This window comes from Citrobacter sp. S55_ASV_140 (assembly GCF_018919505.1).
GTDB lineage: Bacteria > Pseudomonadota > Gammaproteobacteria > Enterobacterales > Enterobacteriaceae > Citrobacter > Citrobacter werkmanii.
Window position 1 is genome coordinate 27085 of sequence record NZ_JAHLQZ010000006.1, and the last position, 17867, is coordinate 44951.

Genomic DNA, 17867 nt, shown 5'->3' on the forward strand with positions numbered 1-17867 from the left:
GATGGCGACGCAATGCGTCTTATCCGGCCTACGGATTGATGTTGTAGGCCTGATAAGCGAAGCGCCATCAGGCAGTGTTACGCGATTTTTCCAGCAGGAGGCTCTTGTGTCATCGTTCGACTATCTCAAAACCGCCATAAAGCAAAAGGGCTGTACCCTGCAACAGGTGGCGGATGCCAGTGGCATGACCAAGGGATATTTAAGCCAACTGCTGAATGCCAAAATCAAAAGCCCCAGCGCGCAAAAGCTGGAGGCGCTGCACCGTTTTCTCGGGCTGGAGTTTCCGCGCCAGCAGAAAAATATCGGTGTGGTATTCGGTAAGTTTTATCCGCTGCACACCGGCCACATCTATCTTATCCAGCGTGCCTGTAGTCAGGTCGATGAGCTGCATATCATCATGGGTTATGACGATACGCGCGATCGCAGCCTGTTTGAAGACAGCGCCATGTCGCAACAGCCGACGGTGCCCGATCGTTTACGTTGGCTGCTGCAAACATTTAAATATCAGAAAAATATCCGAATTCATGCCTTCAACGAAGAGGGCATGGAGCCGTATCCGCACGGTTGGGATGTGTGGAGCAACGGCATCAAAACGTTTATGCAGGAGAAGGGGATCCAGCCAAACTGGATCTACACCTCTGAAGAGTCAGATGCCCCGCAGTATCTGAAACATCTGGGGATCGAAACGGTGCTGGTGGATCCGAAACGGACGTTTATGAGCATCAGTGGCGGGCAAATCCGCGAAAACCCGTTTCGCTATTGGGAGTATATTCCCACCGAAGTGAAGCCGTTTTTCGTGCGCACCGTGGCGATCCTTGGCGGGGAGTCGAGCGGAAAATCCACGCTGGTGAACAAGCTCGCCAATATCTTTAACACCACCAGTGCGTGGGAATACGGGCGTGATTACGTCTTCTCCCATTTGGGCGGCGACGAGATGGCGTTGCAATATTCCGACTACGATAAGATTGCCCTCGGACAAGCGCAATACATTGATTTTGCTGTCAAGTATGCCAATAAAGTGGCGTTTATCGATACCGATTTCGTGACCACTCAGGCATTCTGTAAAAAGTACGAAGGGCGTGAACACCCGTTTGTGCAGGCGCTGATTGATGAGTACCGTTTTGACCTGGTGATCCTGCTGGAAAACAACACCCCATGGGTGGCGGATGGTTTGCGTAGCCTTGGCAGCTCGGTTGACCGAAAAGCGTTTCAGTCGCTGCTGGTCGAGATGCTGCAGGAAAACAATATCGATTTCGTGCACGTTCAGGAACCTGACTACGATGGTCGATTCCTGCGCTGCGTGGAGCTGGTGAAAGAGTTGATGGGCGAGCAGAGATAGGTTAAATGCCGGATAGCGCCGCGCTTATCCGGCCTGGAAGTTGCATTAACCTCGTAGACCGGATACGGCGCTTAACGGTAATTACTTAGAAATACGCTTGTACTTGATACGCTTCGGCTCCAGAGCATCGGCGCCCAGCGTGCGTTTCTTATACTCTTCGTATTCGGTAAAGTTACCTTCGAAGAACTCAACCTTACCTTCATCCTGGTAGTCCAGAATGTGGGTGGCGATACGGTCGAGGAACCAACGGTCGTGCGAGATAACCATCGCGCAGCCCGGGAACTCCAGCAGGGCGTTTTCCAGCGCGCGCAGGGTTTCGATATCCAGGTCGTTGGTCGGTTCATCGAGCAGCAGCATGTTGCCGCCAACCTGCAGTAGCTTCGCCAGGTGCAGACGACCGCGCTCACCGCCGGACAGTTCGCCCACGCGTTTACCCTGATCCACGCCTTTGAAGTTAAAGCGGCCTACGTAGGCGCGGCTTGGCATTTCGGTGTTGCCGATCTTCATGATATCCAGCCCGCCGGAAACTTCTTCCCACACGGTTTTGCTGTTATCCATTGCGTCACGGAACTGGTCAACGGAGGCCAGCTTCACGGTTTCGCCCAGCGTGATGGTGCCGCTGTCAGGCTGTTCCTGGCCGGACATCATGCGGAACAGCGTCGATTTACCCGCGCCGTTCGGACCAATGATGCCGACGATAGCGCCTTTCGGTACCGAGAAGCTCAGGTCGTCGATCAGCACGCGATCGCCGTAGGATTTACGCAGATTGCTGACCTCAACGACTTTATCGCCCAGACGAGGTCCAGGTGGAATAAACAGTTCGTTGGTTTCGTTACGCTTCTGGTATTCGGTGTTATTCAGCTCTTCAAAGCGCGCCAGACGGGCTTTGCCCTTAGACTGGCGGCCTTTCGCACCCTGACGCACCCACTCCAGCTCTTTCTCGATAGATTTACGACGAGCGGCTTCCTGAGAAGCTTCCTGCGCCAGACGCTGATCTTTCTGCTCCAGCCAGGAGGAGTAGTTGCCTTCCCATGGAATACCTTCGCCGCGGTCCAGCTCCAGAATCCAACCCGCAACATTGTCGAGGAAGTAACGGTCGTGGGTAATCGCCACGACGGTACCCTCGAAGTCGTGCAGGAAGCGTTCCAGCCAGGCAACGGATTCGGCATCCAGGTGGTTGGTTGGTTCGTCGAGCAGCAGCATGTCTGGTTTTTCCAGCAGCAGGCGGCACAGCGCGACGCGGCGGCGTTCACCACCGGAAAGGTTCTCGATTTTGGCATCCCAGTCCGGCAGACGCAGGGCGTCAGCGGCACGCTCGAGCTGCACGTTCAGGTTATGGCCGTCGTGCGCCTGAATAATCTCTTCAAACTTGCCCTGCTGCGCGGCCAGTTTATCGAAGTCGGCGTCCGGTTCTGCGTACTTGGCATACACTTCATCCAGGCCTTTCAGGGCGTTAACGACTTCGGCCACAGCTTCTTCAACAGACTCACGGACGGTGTGTTCCGGGTTCAGTTTTGGTTCCTGCGGCAGGTAACCGATTTTAATGCCCGGCTGTGGGCGAGCTTCGCCTTCGATTTCGGTATCAATGCCGGCCATGATGCGCAGCAGGGTAGATTTACCCGCGCCGTTCAGACCGAGTACACCGATTTTGGCGCCAGGGAAGAAGCTCAGTGAGATGTTTTTAAGAATATGACGTTTCGGCGGAACGACTTTGCCGACACGATGCATGGTATAAACGAATTGAGCCACGTGGACTTCGCCTCTTTTATAGTGATGAATAGAGTTATCAAAAGCGAAGTGTAGCCTTTTTCATTGCCCAATCCCAGCCAGCAGATCTCACTCGCAACAAAAGTAAAAAAGTGTCCGTGACGTGGCGCATTCTGCAATGTCTGGTTAGCATGAATGAATTAAGCGGCATGATGCTGCACAGACGTAACATGACAAGAGGAAGAGCTTGTGGACAAAGCCAAACAATTTACCTGGCGCCTGCTGGCGGCCAGCGTATGTCTGCTGACGGTCAGTCAAGTGGCGCGAGCCGATTCCCTGGATGAGCAGCGCAATCGCTATGCGCAAATTAAGCAGTCCTGGGACAACCGACAGATGGATGTCGTAGAGCAGATGATGCCCGGCCTGAAGAACTATCCTCTGTATCCCTATCTGGAATATCGTCAGATTACTGACGATCTGATGAATCAGCCGACCATTACCGTCACCAATTTTGTGCGCGCCAACCCGACGCTGCCCCCGGCGCGTACTCTGCAATCGCGTTTTGTGAATGAACTGGCGCGACGGGAAGACTGGCGTGGACTGCTGGCGTTTAGCCCGGAAAAACCGGGCACCACGGAAGCGCAATGTAACTATTACTTCGCGAAATGGAGTACCGGACAAACCGAAGAGGCCTGGCGGGGCGCGAAAGAGCTGTGGCTGACCGGGAAAAGTCAGCCGAACGCCTGTGACAAATTATTCGGCGTGTGGCGCGCCTCAGGCACTCAGGATCCGCTGGCTTATCTGGAGCGTATTCGTCTGGCGATGAAAGCGGGCAATACGGGGCTGGTCACCGCGCTGGCCGGGCAAATGCCTGGGGAGTATCAGACGATTGCGTCGGCAATCATCGCGCTGGCTAACGATCCAAACACCGTAATGACCTTTGCGCGTACCACTGGCGCAACGGATTTCACCCGGCAGATGGCGGCGGTGGCTTTTGCCAGCGTGGCGCGTCAGGATGTCGAAAACGCCCGCCTGATGATCCCCTCTTTGGTACAGGCGCAGCAGTTAAATGACGAGCAGACTCAGGAGCTGCGCGACATCGTCGCCTGGCGTCTGATGGGCAATGACGTCACCGACGAGCAGGCGAAATGGCGTGATGATGCGATTATGCGCTCAAATTCCACCTCGCTTGTGGAGCGTCGCGTGCGGATGGCGCTGGGAACAGGCGATCGTCGCGGCCTGAATACCTGGCTGGCGCGTCTGCCGATGGATGCAAAAGAAAAAGACGAGTGGCGCTACTGGCAAGCGGATCTGCTGCTGGAGCGCGGACGCGAGGCAGAAGCGAAAGAGATCCTGCATCAACTCATGCAGCAGCGCGGTTTCTACCCGATGGTGGCGGCGCAACGCCTCGGTGAAGAGTACGAGCTGAAGGTGGATAAAGCCCCAGCGAACGTTGACTCTGCGCTGACTCAGGGACCGGAAATGGCGCGCGTACGCGAGCTGATGTACTGGAATCTGGATAATACCGCGCGCAGTGAATGGGCAAATCTGGTCACCAGCCGCACCAAGTCCGAGCAGGCGCAGCTGGCGCGCTACGCGTTTAACAATCATTGGTGGGATCTGAGCGTACAGGCGACGATCGCCGGTAAACTGTGGGATCATCTGGAAGAGCGCTTCCCGCTGGCCTATAAAGATCTGTTTACCCGCTATACCAGTGGGAAAGATATTCCGCCAAGTTATGCGATGGCGATCGCGCGTCAGGAAAGCGCCTGGAACCCGAAAGTGAAATCGCCGGTTGGCGCCAGTGGGCTGATGCAGATTATGCCGGGCACCGCGACGCACACGGTGAAAATGTTCTCGATTCCGGGTTACAGTAGTCCGAGTCAACTGCTGGATCCTGATACCAACATCAACATTGGCACCAGCTATTTGCAGTATGTTTATCAGCAATTTGGCAATAACCGCATCTTTGCATCGGCGGCCTATAATGCCGGACCGGGGCGCGTGCGCACCTGGCTGGGTAATAGCGCAGGTCGGATCGATGCCGTGGCGTTTGTCGAAAGCATTCCGTTCTCAGAGACGCGTGGTTATGTGAAGAACGTGCTGGCTTACGATGCGTACTATCGTTATTTCCTTGGCGATAAACCGGAGCTGATGAGCGACGCAGAATGGCAACGTCGTTACTGATCGTATCGGTTGTGTTATGCTATTGTACTCGTTAAAGAGTACAAAAGGGGGAGGCAAGCACGCTTCCCCCACAACGATGGCGATATCTTATGACTCAGCAATCACCCTATTCAGCAGAGATGGCAGAACAGCGTCACCAGGAGTGGTTACGTTTTGTCGACTTACTTAAACACGCCTATGAGCAAGATTTACATCTGCCGCTACTCAATTTGATGTTGACGCCGGATGAGCGCGAAGCGTTGGGCACGCGCGTGCGTATCATTGAAGAGCTGTTGCGCGGCGAGATGAGCCAGCGCGAGCTGAAAAATGAGCTTGGGGCGGGCATCGCCACCATTACGCGCGGTTCAAACAGCCTGAAATCCGCGCCGGTGGATCTGCGCCAGTGGCTGGAGCAGGTACTGCTCGGGAAAAATTGATCCGCCGGATGCGGCTTTGCCTTATCCGGCCTACGATTGAACATCCGGCACAATGCTATAAATACACCGCGTTATGAAACGGACTAAGCGCCAGAATGACCGCCTGATGGTAAACGCTTGAGCGCGTCAGCTTACCCGCGGTAAATACGCCAATCGCGCCCTCTTTACGACCAATCTCATCAATGCCTGTGTACTGCGACATCACCGGGCCAAGCGCTTCTCCCTGGCGGACTCTGTCGAGAATAACGGCGGGCAGCGGCAGCGTGGCCGATCGCGCTTCACCGCGCTGAACGCCGTTATCAATCACCACCCAACTGAAGGTGGCGTCATCGTCAATTCCAGCTTCGATGGCTACCCAGAAATCAGCTTGTGGATACAGGCGTCGCGCATTATCCACGCGATTTCGTGCGCCAGTGCGCGTTTCCTGGCTTCCAAAAGGCTGTTCCGGTACGCCGCTCTCGACGGCGACGGGTTCGATATGGCAGGATCCTTCCCCGAAAATCTCTTCAAATGCCCGGAGAATTGCCTGAATTTTGGCAGGATTGGTGGTAGCAGAGATAACCTTGTGCATAATAAAGCTCAGTTTGAAAATTCATCGCATCGCAGTATAACGGAAAAAAAGCATGTTACAGGTATACCTTGTTCGCCATGGTGAAACGCAGTGGAACGCCGAGCGACGTATTCAAGGCCAGTCTGACAGCCCACTGACCGCTAAAGGTGAGCAGCAGGCCATGCAGGTTGGTGAACGCGCCCGCTCGTTGGGTATTACGCATGTCATCAGTAGTGATTTAGGTCGTACACGACGCACAGCAGAAATCATCGCTCAGGCTTGTGGTTGTGATATCACTTATGACTCCCGGCTGCGTGAACTGAATATGGGCGTGCTGGAAAAACGTCATATCGACACGCTGACGGCTGAAGAAGAGGGCTGGCGTCGTCAGTTGGTGAACGGTACGGTTGATGGGCGTATTCCGGAAGGGGAATCGATGCAGGAGCTGAGCGATCGCGTCAACGCGGCGCTGGCAGCCTGCCTGGACCTTCCGCAGGGGAGCCGCCCACTGTTGGTGAGCCACGGGATCGCGCTGGGCTGCCTGGTGAGTACGATTCTGGGATTGCCGGCATGGGCCGAACGTCGCCTGCGTCTGCGCAATTGCTCTATTTCCCGCGTTGATTACCAGGAAAGTTTATGGCTTGCGCCGGGATGGGTGGTTGAAACGGCAGGGGACATCTCACATCTGGACGCCCCTGCGTTGGATGAGCTGCAGCGTTAGCGGCGAATCGGTATCAGGAATTCGCAGCGCAGGTTGATCGGGCGATCTCCCGCTTTGGCATCTTCTGCCGGGTAGTATCGCTCGATATCCTGCCCTTTACGGCGGGTCAGGTTTAGCATCGGCATGCAGGTGCCGTACACCGTCAGGATAAACTCCTGTACGCCGGTCCCCAGCCCTTCATAGGTAAACATTACGTACTCGCCGCCCTGCAGCAGGATAGGCTGCGCCGCCGGTACATAGCCATTGGCTTGTTCCGGCGTCAGTGCCGTGGTGTAAAACACTTCCTGTTCGTCGTCCTTTTCAATGCTCGGACGCGTTTCGTTCAGCCCGTACAGCACCGGCGGGATTGAAGGCGCATGGCCAAGGAAGTCGCGCCAGAACTGAATACGCATTTCATGACGGAAATCTGAAATCTGTTCCAGCGAGCAGGAATAGCTTTGCGTGGTGCCCAGCAGTTGCGTATCTTCCAGCGTCACAAACTCGTGCGCAGGCATGGCAAATTCACCGAGTCGCATTGGCGGGCGAATACCAAAAGCGCTCCATTCCGGCGAGCGGCGATACAGCGCTGGAGTCTGAGAAAACTGTTTCTTGAACGCGCGGGTAAAGGTTTGTTGAGAGTCGAAGCGGTATTGCAGGGCAATATCCAAAATAGGGCGCGCAGTCAGGCGAAGCGCCACTGCGGATTTCGATAAACGACGGGCGCGGATATAGGCGCCAATAGCATGGCCCGTCACGTCCTTAAACATTCTCTGCAGGTGCCACTTGGAATAGCCTGCTTTTGCCGCCACATTGTCAAGCGACAAAGGCTGATCCAGATGACCTTCCAGCCAGATTAATAGGTCGCGAATAATGCCAGCCTGATCCATAAAATATCCTCATCCTTTCAACAACGAGTACCTGACGTCAGGTATGAGGATAATAGCATTTTTTGTTGTTTTAGCATTCAGTGTTTTTTTTGCTCATAAATGCTTTTTTTGGACATTCGAAAGCGTGATTATTGTAATCCTGTGATCTGTATACGTTTTATCTTAGAATGTCGAATAATTACCCAGAGTAACTTTTAAGAATGGTAACAATATGAAATATAAGAGCTTAGCCATTTCCTCAATTTTGCTGATGTTGGCGCAAGTTGCCCATGCGGAGCAGATTGGATCTGTCGATACGGTGTTCAAAATGTTTGGGCCGGACCATAAAATTGTGGTCGAGGCGTTTGACGATCCGGATGTGACCAATGTGACCTGCTACGTGAGTCGTGCCAAGACCGGCGGCATCAAAGGTGGGTTGGGGCTGGCTGAGGATACCTCTGATGCCGCCATCTCCTGCCAGCAGGTAGGACCGGTGGAACTGAGCGACAGAATCAAGAACGGTAAAGCGCAAGGCGAAGTGGTGTTTAAAAAACGGACCTCGCTGGTGTTTAAGTCCTTACAGGTCGTACGTTTTTATGACGCAAAACGTAATGCGCTGGCCTATCTGGCCTATTCAGATAAAGTGGTTGATGGATCCCCCAAAAATGCCATCAGCGCTGTGCCCATTATGCCGTGGCGGCAATAACAAGGAAGCAAAATGCAACAGCCGTTGATCTGGTTGGTTGAGGATGAGCAGGGCATCGCGGATACGCTTATTTACATGCTGCAGCAGGAAGGCTTTCGCGTAGAAGCGTTTGAGCGCGGGCTGCCGGTGCTGGAAAATGCGCGCCAGAGATGCCCCGATGCGATAATTCTGGACGTCGGCCTGCCGGATATCAGTGGTTTTGAGCTGTGTCGACGCCTGCTGGAACGTCATCCGGCGCTGCCGATCCTCTTTCTCACCGCGCGCAGCGATGAAGTGGACCGCCTGCTGGGGCTGGAGATCGGCGCGGATGATTATGTTGCCAAACCCTTCTCGCCGCGTGAGGTGTGCGCCCGCGTACGTACACTGCTGCGGCGGGTGCAAAAATTCGCCTCCCCTTCCACAACGACGCGCTGCGGGGATTTTGAGCTTAATGAGCTGGCCGCGCAGATTACCTGGTTCGGTATACCGTTAACTCTGACGCGCTATGAATTCCTGTTGCTGAAAACACTGCTGATGTCGCCGGGGCGCATTTACTCTCGCCAGCAATTGATGGATTTAGTCTGGGCCGATGCGCAGGACACCTTCGACAGAACGGTCGATACCCACATCAAAACGCTGCGAGCCAAACTACGGGCGATCAACCCTGATATCTCGCCCATTAATACGCATCGCGGTATGGGATACAGCCTGAGGAGCGTCTGATGCGCATTGGTATGCGTTTGCTGCTCGGCTATTTCCTGATTGTCGCCGTTGCCGCCTGGTTCGTGTTGTCGATCTTTGTGCAGGAAATTAAGCCTGGCGTCCGCCGGGCGACTGAAGGCACATTGATTGATACCGCCACGTTGCTGGCTGCGCTGGCGCGTGATGATTTACTCTCTGACGCTCCCGCCAACGGTAAGCTGGCGCAGGCATTTTCCCAACTGCATAACCGCCCATTCCGTGCCAATATCAGCGGCATTAACAAAGTGCGTAATGAATACCATGTCTATATGACGGACGCGCAGGGTAAGGTGCTGTTTGATTCCGCTAACAAAGCGGTCGGCCAGGACTACTCCCGTTGGAATGACGTGTGGTTAACGTTGCGTGGGCAGTATGGCGCCCGCAGTACGTTGCAGAATCCGAACGATCCGGAAAGTTCGGTAATGTACGTTGCCGCGCCGATCGTTGACGGCGGGCGTATTATCGGGGTGCTTAGCGTTGGCAAACCCAATGCGGCGATGGCGCCGGTGATTAAACGCAGTGAACGGCGGATGCTGTGGGCCAGCGCGGTATTGCTGGGGATCGCCTTAGTGATTGGCGCGGGGATGGTATGGTGGATCAACCGTTCTATTGCCCGACTGGCGCGCTATGCCGATTCCGTTACTGAGAATCGCCCCGTCCCACTACCTGATTTAGGCAGCAGCGAGCTACGTAAACTGGCGCAGGCGCTGGAAAGTATGCGTCTGAAGCTGGAGGGCAAGAATTATATTGAGCAGTACGTTTATGCATTAACGCATGAACTCAAAAGTCCTCTGGCGGCCATTCGCGGCGCGGCGGAAATTTTGCGCGAAGGCCCGCCGCCGAACGTGGTGGCGCGTTTTACCGATAATATTCTGGTACAAAATGCGCGCATGCAGGCGCTGGTTGAAACCTTGTTACGCCAGGCGCGCCTGGAGAATCGCCAGGACATTACGTTGACGCCGGTGGCGGTAGATGCGCTGTTTGCCCAGCTTAAAGAGGCCCGGAGCGTGCAACTGGCGGCAAAAAACATCACGCTGACCATTATGCCTTCATCGCTTAGCATTGATGCCGATCCCGCGCTGCTGGAGCAGGCATTGGGGAATTTGCTCGACAACGCCATCGACTTTACGCCACAGGACGGGACGATTGTGCTCAGTGCGCATCAGCACGAGGATCAGGTCACGTTGCAGGTTACCGACAGCGGCAGCGGGATCCCTGACTTTGCGTTGCCGCGTATTTTCGAACGCTTCTACTCGCTGCCCCGTGAAAATGGGCTTAAGAGCAGCGGATTGGGACTGGCGTTTGTCAGTGAGGTTGCGCGACTGCATGCAGGCTCGGTGACCTTACGCAATCGACCGGAAGGTGGGGCACAGGCTTCGTTTACGCTTCACCGTCACTTCACATAACTTCAAATTCCCCGCACATAGCTGTTCTACCTTGCTGGTATTGCAAAGGAGAACGCTATGTTGAAATCACCCCTGTTCTGGAAAATCGTCACCTTAGGCGGCGCTATGCTGCTGTTGTTAATTCCCCTGACAATGGTCAGGCAGATAATCGTTGAGCGATCGGATTATCGCCATGACGTTGAAGATGCAATCCGCCAGAGCACCAGCGGACCGCAAAAGATGGTTGGCCCGTTGATTGCCATTCCGGTGACGGAACTTTATACCGAGCTGGAAGAGGGTAAAGAGGTCCAGCATAAGCGCAGCTATATCCATTTCTGGTTACCGGAATCGTTGGTCGTCGAGGGAAGCCAAAACGTTGAAGCGCGTAAAATTGGTATTTATGAAGGCCAGGTCTGGCATAACGATTTGGCGGTGAAAGCCGAGTTTAACGCTGAACGTTTGAGTGATTTAAACCGTCCTAATGTCAGTATCGGCAAACCGTTCATAGTGGTGGGCGTGGGGGATGCGCGTGGGATCGGCGTGGTGAAATCCCCCATGGTTAACGGCACGTCGCTGGCCGTGGAGCCAGGAACGGGTCTGGCGGGTCGTGCTCAGGGGATCCATATTCCGCTACCCAACGCGAGCTGGGCAGCGCAAAATCTCAGCATGGCGCTGTCGCTTAATTTGAGCGGAACCGGCGACTTCTCCGTCGTTCCGGTTGGCCGTAACAGTGAAATGACCTTAACCAGCAATTGGCCGCATCCCAACTTTCTTGGGGATTTTCTTCCGGCTAAGCGCGAAATCAGTGAGTCTGGATTCAATGCCCAGTGGCAAAGCAGTTGGTTTGCTAATAACCTCGGCGAACGCTTTGATGGCGAAAAGATTGGCTGGGAGGGAATGCCTGCATTTAGCGTCGCTGTCGCCACGCCTGCGGATCAGTATCAATTGACGGACAGGGCGACAAAATATGCCATTTTGCTGATTGTGCTGACCTTTATGTCTTTCTTTGTGCTTGAAAGCATGACCAGCCTTCGACTGCACCCGATGCAGTACCTGCTGGTGGGGTTATCGCTGGTGATGTTTTATCTGTTGCTGCTGGCGTTGTCAGAACACATTGGTTTTACCGCCGCGTGGATTACGGCAAGCCTTGTGGGCGCATTGATGAACGGTGTATATCTGCAGGCGATATTACAGGGTTGGCGCAAGAGTATTTTGTTCACCGTAGCGCTGCTGGGGCTGGATGGCGTGATGTGGGTGTTGCTCCGTTCGCAGGACAGTTCTTTACTGCTTGGCACCAGCGTGCTGTTATTCGCGCTGTGTGGCGTGATGTTCCTGACGCGTCATCTTGACTGGTACTCGCTGGCGCAGCCAAAACCAACGTCGAAAGCGCTTCCTGAGCCGCAACCCGTTGAGAGTGATGAATTACGTATATGGAAATAGCGGAGCGGTGAAATGAAAAACGGCGCATAAAGCGCCGTTTTTGTACGTGTGAGGATCGAATTAATCCTGCAGGTCGCCGCAGAAACGGTAGCCTTCACCGTGGATGGTAGCGATGATTTCTGGCGTATCCGGCGTTGATTCGAAATGTTTACGAATGCGGCGGATAGTCACGTCAACGGTACGGTCATGTGGCTTCAGTTCGCGACCGGTCATTTTTTTCAGCAGTTCTGCGCGAGACTGGATTTTGCCAGGATTCTCACAGAAGTGAAGCATGGCGCGGAATTCGCTGCGTGGCAGTTTATACTGCTCGCCATCAGGACCAATCAGAGAGCGGCTGTTGATGTCCAGCTCCCAGCCATTGAACTTGTAGCTCTCGACGCTACGGCGTTCTTCGCTGACGGTACCCAGGTTCATGGTACGCGACAGCAGGTTACGAGCACGGATAGTCAGTTCGCGCGGGTTAAACGGTTTGGTGATGTAATCGTCGGCGCCGATTTCGAGGCCGAGAATTTTATCGACTTCGTTATCACGGCCCGTCAGGAACATCAGCGCAACGTTAGCTTGTTCGCGGAGTTCGCGCGCTAACAGGAGACCATTTTTCCCAGGCAGATTGATATCCATAATCACAAGGTTGATGTCATATTCAGAGAGAATCTGATGCATTTCCGCGCCATCTGTCGCTTCGAATACATCATAGCCTTCTGCTTCGAAAATGCTTTTCAACGTGTTGCGTGTTACTAACTCGTCTTCAACGATAAGAATGTGCGGGGTCTGCATGTTTGCTACCTAAATTGCCAACTAAATCGAAACAGGAAGTACAAAAGTCCCTGACCTGCCTGATGCATGCCGTAAATTAACATGATCGGCGTAACATGACTAAAGTACGTAATTGCGTTCTTGATGCACTTTCCATCAACGTCAACAACATCATTAGCTTGGTCGTGGGTAGTTTCCCTCTGGACCCGACAGTGTCAAAAACGGCTGTCATCCTAACCATTTTAACAGCAACATAACAGGCTAAGACGTACCGGACACCCAATAAAACTACGCTTCGTTGACATATATCAAGTTCAATTGTAGCACGTTAACAGTTTGATGAAATCAACGCATCCAAATGTTTGCTTTCATCACAAAATTGCAATATTACAACTAGTTGCACGAGCTAATTAATAAATGTAATGAATCCAACCAATGCTATCCATTTTAAATTAAATTATCATGGATAAACAGCAGGATATGCAACTTCTGTTAACATAAAAAGCAATAGTACAGGTTGGAAATAGTTTAGCATTTTTTATTAGATGCGAAATCCTTTTTCAGTGATTTCTGTTAAAAATATGTAAATTCGCGCTGCGTAATATGTTGATGTGCGTCACATTATTACCTGCCGACTGGCCAAAAGAGTATCGAAATGCGTTTAACAATTATTCTGGTTGCCCCTGCCAGAGCGGAAAATATTGGTGCGGCTGCCCGCGCGATGAAGACCATGGGATTCACTCAATTGCGGATCGTGGACAGCGAGGCCCACCTGGAGCCTGCAACGCGATGGGTCGCACATGGATCGGGCGACATTATTGATAATATTAGCGTTTTTCCAACTCTTGCCGAAGCGTTGCACGACGTTGATTTTACCGTTGCGACCACGGCACGTAGTCGGGCGAAGTTTCATTATTACGCCACGCCGGTCGAACTCGTTCCTCTGTTGCAGGAAAAATCCGCGTGGATGGATCACGCCGCGCTGGTGTTTGGGCGCGAAGATTCCGGGCTGACCAACGAAGAATTAGCGCTGGCGGATATCCTTACTGGGGTACCAATGGTGGCTGACTACCCTTCACTCAATCTGGGGCAGGCGGTGATGGTGTATTGCTATCAATTAGCAGGTTTAATACAACAACCGGCCAAAAATAATGAGGTAGCGGATGAACTTCAGTTGCAGGCGTTGCGCGCGCGCGTTTTACGTTTATTAGCCACGCTGAACGTTTCTGACGACATCAAACTCACCGACTGGCTGCAACAGCGAATGGGCTTATTAGGGCAGCGAGACACGGCAATGCTGCACCGTTTTTTACATGATATAGAAAAAAACATAACAAAATAAAATGCTGGTTAATGTCTTATAATTGGAGTTTTGTTTTGGTTTCAAGTGGGTCGGACATACTGTATTGGTTGAAAGTAAAAGGGCAAGCAGTGGCTCATGAACAAGTTTCGGAATGTGATCAATTTAAAAATTTATTGACTTAGGTCAGCAGATACTTTAACCCTAAAAGAATACAAGACAGACAGATAATAATTACAGAGCACACAACATCATGAAACGCATCAGCATCACCATTACCACAACCATCACCATTACCACAGGTAACGGTGCGGGCTGACGCGTACAGGAAACACAAGAAAAAGCCCGCACCTAAACAGTGCGGGCTTTTTTTTCGACCAAAGGCAATGAGGTAAACCATGCGAGTGTTGAAGTTCGGCGGTACATCAGTGGCAAATGCAGAGCGATTTCTGCGGGTTGCCGACATTCTGGAAAGCAATGCCAGACAGGGGCAGGTCGCGACCGTTCTCTCTGCCCCTGCCAAAATTACCAACCATCTGGTGGCGATGATTGAAAAGACCATCGGTGGTCAGGATGCTTTAGCCAACATCAGCGATGCCGAACGCATTTTCTCAGAGCTTTTAGCTGGTCTTGCCGCCGCGCAGGCGGGTTTCCCGCTGGCTCCGCTCAAAGCCTTGGTTGAACAAGAATTTGCTCAGATTAAGCACGTCTTGCACGGTATCAGCCTGTTGGGGCAGTGCCCGGACAGCATCAATGCCGCGCTTATCTGCCGTGGCGAAAAAATGTCGATCGCCATCATGGCTGGCCTGCTGGAAGCGCGCGGGCACAACGTGACGGTCATCGACCCGGTTGAGAAACTGCTGGCGGTTGGCCATTACCTCGAATCTACTGTTGATATCGCCGAGTCTACGCGCCGCATTGCCGCCAGCCGTATTCCAGCGGACCATATGATTCTGATGGCCGGATTTACCGCCGGGAATGAAAAAGGTGAGTTAGTGGTGCTGGGGCGTAATGGCTCTGACTACTCCGCCGCCGTACTGGCCGCCTGTTTGCGTGCGGACTGTTGCGAGATCTGGACCGATGTCGACGGCGTATATACCTGCGATCCGCGTCAGGTACCCGATGCCCGACTGCTGAAGTCGATGTCTTATCAGGAAGCGATGGAGCTTTCTTACTTCGGCGCTAAAGTACTACATCCGCGCACCATTACCCCTATTGCCCAGTTCCAGATCCCGTGCCTGATTAAAAATACCGGCAATCCGCAAGCGCCCGGTACGCTGATCGGTGCCAGCAGTGATGACGATGACTTGCCGGTAAAAGGCATTTCTAACCTCAATAACATGGCGATGTTTAGCGTCTCCGGCCCAGGAATGAAAGGTATGGTGGGCATGGCGGCGCGCGTTTTCGCCGCGATGTCGCGTGCAGGCATCTCGGTGGTGCTGATCACGCAATCCTCTTCAGAATACAGCATCAGCTTCTGTGTCCCGCAGGTCGACTGCGCGCGTGCGCAGCGCGCGATGCAGGATGAATTCTATCTCGAGCTGAAAGAAGGTCTGTTGGAGCCGCTGGCGGTGACTGAGCGTCTGGCTATCATCTCGGTGGTTGGCGACGGTATGCGCACGTTGCGCGGCATCTCGGCGAAATTCTTTGCCGCGCTGGCTCGTGCGAACATCAATATCGTGGCGATCGCCCAGGGGTCTTCTGAGCGTTCTATTTCGGTGGTGGTGAACAACGACGACGCCACCACCGGCGTACGCGTGACCCATCAGATGCTGTTCAATACCGATCAGGTGATCGAAGTGTTTGTGATTGGCGTCGGTGGGGTGGGCGGTGCGCTGCTGGAGCAGCTTAAACGTCAGCAAACCTGGCTGAAAAACAAGCATATCGATTTGCGCGTGTGCGGCGTGGCGAACTCGAAGGCCCTGCTGACCAACGTCCACGGTCTGAATCTGGAAAACTGGCAGTCTGAGCTGGAGTGTGCGAAAGAGCCTTTCAACCTTGGGCGTTTAATTCGTCTGGTGAAAGAATATCATCTGCTCAATCCGGTGATTGTCGACTGTACCTCAAGCCAGGCGGTGGCGGATCAGTATGCCGACTTCCTGCGCGAAGGCTTCCATGTGGTCACCCCGAACAAAAAGGCCAATACGTCGTCGATGGATTACTACCATCAACTGCGTTTTGCTGCGGCGAAATCGCGACGTAAATTCCTGTACGACACCAACGTGGGCGCGGGCTTGCCGGTTATTGAAAACCTGCAAAACCTGCTCAGCGCAGGCGATGAACTGCAACGATTCTCCGGCATCCTTTCCGGTTCGCTGTCGTTTATTTTTGGCAAGCTGGATGAAGGCATGAACTTCTCGCAGGCGACCACTATGGCGCGTGAGCTGGGCTATACCGAGCCCGATCCGCGTGATGATCTTTCCGGTACAGATGTGGCGCGTAAGCTGCTGATCCTGGCCCGTGAAACCGGCCGTGAGCTGGAGCTGTCTGACATTGTCATTGAACCGGTCCTGCCAACAGAATTTGATGATTCCGGTGATGTTCCCGCCTTTATGGCGAAGTTGTCGCAACTGGATGACGCCTTTGCCGCGCGCGTGGCGAAAGCTCGTGATGAGGGGAAAGTATTGCGCTATGTTGGCAATATTGAAGAGGACGGTGTCTGTCGCGTGAAAATTGATGCAGTAGACGGCAACGATCCGCTGTTCAAAGTGAAAAACGGTGAAAACGCGCTGGCGTTCTATAGCCATTACTATCAGCCGTTACCGTTGGTGCTGCGCGGATACGGCGCAGGTAATGACGTAACGGCGGCGGGCGTATTTGCCGACCTGCTACGTACCCTTTCATGGAAGTTAGGAGTCTGACATGGTAAGAGTTTATGCCCCGGCTTCCAGCGCCAATATGAGCGTCGGATTTGATGTGCTCGGGGCGGCGGTAACCCCCGTAGACGGTTCGCTATTGGGTGATGTGGTCTCTGTTGAGCCAGCCGACCAGTTCAGTCTGAATAATCTTGGGCGCTTTGCTGACAAACTGCCTTCTGAGCCGCGAGAAAATATCGTCTATCAGTGCTGGGAGCGATTCTGTCAGGAGCTGGGTAAAACCGTTCCGGTGGCAATGACGCTGGAAAAAAATATGCCGATTGGCTCCGGGTTAGGTTCCAGCGCCTGTTCCGTTGTGGCGGCGTTAGTCGCCATGAACGAGCACTGTGGGAAACCGCTCAACGACACGCGCCTGTTGGCGATCATGGGAGAGCTGGAAGGACGTATCTCCGGCAGTATTCATTACGATAATGTTGCCCCGTGCTTTTTGGGCGGTATGCAGTTAATGATCGAAGAAAACGGCATTATCAGCCAGCAGGTGCCAGGCTTTGATGAGTGGCTGTGGGTACTGGCGTATCCGGGGATTAAAGTGTCGACGGCGGAAGCGCGGGCCATTTTACCTGCGCAGTATCGCCGTCAGGACTGCATCGCCCACGGGCGGCATCTGGCAGGGTTTATCCATGCCTGCTATTCCCGTCAGCCTCTTCTGGCCGCGAAGCTGATGAAAGATGTCATCGCTGAGCCGTATCGTACCCGCTTGCTGCCAGGCTTCAGCCAGGCGCGTCAGGCGGTAGCGGAAATCGGCGCGTTGGCCAGCGGGATCTCCGGGTCAGGGCCGACGCTGTTCGCCTTGTGCGATAAGCCGGATACGGCGCAGCGTGTTGCAGACTGGCTGGCTAAACATTATCTGCAAAATCAGGAAGGCTTTGTTCATATTTGCCGGTTGGACACGGCAGGCGCACGGGTACTGGGATAATCA

General features: G+C 53.6%; 17 protein-coding genes and 1 other annotated feature. Of the genes, 13 read left to right on the forward strand and 4 right to left on the reverse strand.

The window, feature by feature from the left end:
• Positions 1–106 precede the first annotated feature (106 nt).
• On the forward strand, positions 107–1339 hold the full coding sequence (gene nadR, locus KQJ18_RS02275; protein ID WP_038637017.1) for a multifunctional transcriptional regulator/nicotinamide-nucleotide adenylyltransferase/ribosylnicotinamide kinase NadR: 1233 nt from the start codon (positions 107–109) through the stop codon (positions 1337–1339).
• 81 nt (positions 1340–1420) lie between these two features.
• On the opposite strand, the gene ettA is transcribed toward nadR, so the two are convergent.
• Positions 1421–3088 carry an energy-dependent translational throttle protein EttA gene (gene ettA, locus KQJ18_RS02280; protein WP_038637020.1) on the reverse strand — a complete coding sequence of 556 codons (1668 nt, stop codon included), beginning with the start codon at positions 3086–3088 and terminating at the stop codon, positions 1421–1423.
• Positions 3089–3295: 207 nt separating this feature from the next.
• Between ettA and sltY the strand changes: the two genes are divergently transcribed.
• Together sltY and trpR are read left to right on the forward strand one after the other, a co-directional pair.
• The gene (gene sltY, locus KQJ18_RS02285; protein WP_216421336.1) at positions 3296–5233 is read left to right on the forward strand and encodes a murein transglycosylase; all 1938 of its coding nucleotides are present in this window, start codon (positions 3296–3298) and stop codon (positions 5231–5233) included.
• Positions 5234–5322: 89 nt separating this feature from the next.
• Positions 5323–5649, forward strand: a complete 327-nt coding sequence (gene trpR / locus KQJ18_RS02290; RefSeq protein WP_003837292.1) for a trp operon repressor — start codon at positions 5323–5325, stop codon at positions 5647–5649.
• A gap of 55 nt (positions 5650–5704) precedes the next feature.
• Here the strand turns inward: trpR and yjjX are convergent, their stop codons facing one another.
• Positions 5705–6220, reverse strand: coding sequence for an inosine/xanthosine triphosphatase (gene yjjX / locus KQJ18_RS02295; RefSeq protein WP_137346815.1), 516 nt, complete (start codon positions 6218–6220; stop codon positions 5705–5707).
• A 52-nt stretch (positions 6221–6272) separates the two neighbouring features.
• Here yjjX and gpmB point away from each other — a divergent pair, with 52 nt between their 5' ends.
• Entirely contained in the window at positions 6273–6920 is a 648-nt protein-coding gene (gene gpmB, locus KQJ18_RS02300) for a 2,3-diphosphoglycerate-dependent phosphoglycerate mutase GpmB (protein ID WP_069324097.1), read from the forward strand.
• On the opposite strand, the gene robA is transcribed toward gpmB, so the two are convergent.
• On the reverse strand, positions 6917–7786 hold the full coding sequence (gene robA / locus KQJ18_RS02305) for an MDR efflux pump AcrAB transcriptional activator RobA (protein ID WP_061382877.1): 870 nt from the start codon (positions 7784–7786) through the stop codon (positions 6917–6919). The two genes, gpmB and robA, sit on opposite strands and share 4 nt — an antisense overlap.
• A gap of 211 nt (positions 7787–7997) precedes the next feature.
• Here robA and creA point away from each other — a divergent pair, with 211 nt between their 5' ends.
• The 4 genes from creA to creD are packed head-to-tail and all read left to right on the forward strand — an operon-like array spanning position 7998 to position 12016.
• Positions 7998–8471: a protein CreA gene (gene creA / locus KQJ18_RS02310; RefSeq protein ID WP_038637033.1), complete on the forward strand. Its 474-nt coding sequence runs from the start codon at positions 7998–8000 to the stop codon at positions 8469–8471.
• 12 nt (positions 8472–8483) lie between these two features.
• Complete coding sequence (creB, locus tag KQJ18_RS02315) at positions 8484–9173, forward strand: two-component system response regulator CreB (RefSeq protein WP_085048350.1); 690 nt, start codon at positions 8484–8486, stop codon at positions 9171–9173.
• Complete coding sequence (gene creC, locus KQJ18_RS02320; protein WP_216421337.1) at positions 9173–10597, forward strand: two-component system sensor histidine kinase CreC; 1425 nt, start codon at positions 9173–9175, stop codon at positions 10595–10597. The genes creB and creC overlap by 1 nt, the downstream gene beginning before the upstream one ends.
• 57 nt (positions 10598–10654) lie before the next feature.
• Positions 10655–12016 (forward strand): cell envelope integrity protein CreD, encoded by a 1362-nt coding sequence (gene creD / locus KQJ18_RS02325; protein WP_216421338.1) that lies wholly within the window; start codon positions 10655–10657, stop codon positions 12014–12016.
• Between the two features lie 60 nt (positions 12017–12076).
• Here creD and arcA read toward each other — a convergent pair whose 3' ends face one another.
• Complete coding sequence (arcA, locus tag KQJ18_RS02330; protein ID WP_001194359.1) at positions 12077–12793, reverse strand: two-component system response regulator ArcA; 717 nt, start codon at positions 12791–12793, stop codon at positions 12077–12079.
• Positions 12794–12888: 95 nt separating this feature from the next.
• Here arcA and yjjY point away from each other — a divergent pair, with 95 nt between their 5' ends.
• The 5 genes from yjjY to thrB all read left to right on the forward strand — a co-directional run bounded on the left by yjjY (position 12889) and on the right by thrB (position 17864).
• Positions 12889–13029 carry a protein YjjY gene (gene yjjY, locus KQJ18_RS02335; RefSeq protein ID WP_042998021.1) on the forward strand — a complete coding sequence of 47 codons (141 nt, stop codon included), beginning with the start codon at positions 12889–12891 and terminating at the stop codon, positions 13027–13029.
• 398 nt (positions 13030–13427) lie between these two features.
• On the forward strand, positions 13428–14114 hold the full coding sequence (locus KQJ18_RS02340) for a tRNA/rRNA methyltransferase (RefSeq protein ID WP_137351363.1): 687 nt from the start codon (positions 13428–13430) through the stop codon (positions 14112–14114).
• A gap of 206 nt (positions 14115–14320) precedes the next feature.
• Positions 14321–14447, forward strand: a sequence feature (Thr leader region).
• Positions 14326–14391 carry a thr operon leader peptide gene (gene thrL / locus KQJ18_RS02345; protein ID WP_032337689.1) on the forward strand — a complete coding sequence of 22 codons (66 nt, stop codon included), beginning with the start codon at positions 14326–14328 and terminating at the stop codon, positions 14389–14391. (Overlaps the previous feature by 66 nt.)
• Before the next feature lie 23 nt (positions 14448–14470).
• Positions 14471–16933, forward strand: coding sequence for a bifunctional aspartate kinase/homoserine dehydrogenase I (gene thrA / locus KQJ18_RS02350; protein ID WP_216421339.1), 2463 nt, complete (start codon positions 14471–14473; stop codon positions 16931–16933).
• Between the two features lies 1 nt (position 16934).
• On the forward strand, positions 16935–17864 hold the full coding sequence (gene thrB / locus KQJ18_RS02355) for a homoserine kinase (protein WP_038637046.1): 930 nt from the start codon (positions 16935–16937) through the stop codon (positions 17862–17864).
• Positions 17865–17867: the final 3 nt, after the last annotated feature.

Bases quoted from the DNA above. Each gene is read 5' to 3' on its own strand.
- thrA (WP_216421339.1), top strand. From the start codon at position 14,471: ATGCGAGTGTTGAAGTTCGGCGGTACATCAGTGGCAAATGCAGAGCGA.
- creD (WP_216421338.1), top strand. From the start codon at position 10,655: ATGTTGAAATCACCCCTGTTCTGGAAAATCGTCACCTTAGGCGGCGCT.
- trpR (WP_003837292.1), top strand. From the start codon at position 5,323: ATGACTCAGCAATCACCCTATTCAGCAGAGATGGCAGAACAGCGTCAC.
- yjjY (WP_042998021.1), top strand. From the start codon at position 12,889: ATGACTAAAGTACGTAATTGCGTTCTTGATGCACTTTCCATCAACGTC.
- yjjX (WP_137346815.1), bottom strand. From the start codon at position 6,220: ATGCACAAGGTTATCTCTGCTACCACCAATCCTGCCAAAATTCAGGCA.
- creC (WP_216421337.1), top strand. From the start codon at position 9,173: ATGCGCATTGGTATGCGTTTGCTGCTCGGCTATTTCCTGATTGTCGCC.
- arcA (WP_001194359.1), bottom strand. From the start codon at position 12,793: ATGCAGACCCCGCACATTCTTATCGTTGAAGACGAGTTAGTAACACGC.
- KQJ18_RS02340 (WP_137351363.1), top strand. From the start codon at position 13,428: ATGCGTTTAACAATTATTCTGGTTGCCCCTGCCAGAGCGGAAAATATT.
- creA (WP_038637033.1), top strand. From the start codon at position 7,998: ATGAAATATAAGAGCTTAGCCATTTCCTCAATTTTGCTGATGTTGGCG.
- robA (WP_061382877.1), bottom strand. From the start codon at position 7,786: ATGGATCAGGCTGGCATTATTCGCGACCTATTAATCTGGCTGGAAGGT.
- creB (WP_085048350.1), top strand. From the start codon at position 8,484: ATGCAACAGCCGTTGATCTGGTTGGTTGAGGATGAGCAGGGCATCGCG.
- gpmB (WP_069324097.1), top strand. From the start codon at position 6,273: ATGTTACAGGTATACCTTGTTCGCCATGGTGAAACGCAGTGGAACGCC.
- thrB (WP_038637046.1), top strand. From the start codon at position 16,935: ATGGTAAGAGTTTATGCCCCGGCTTCCAGCGCCAATATGAGCGTCGGA.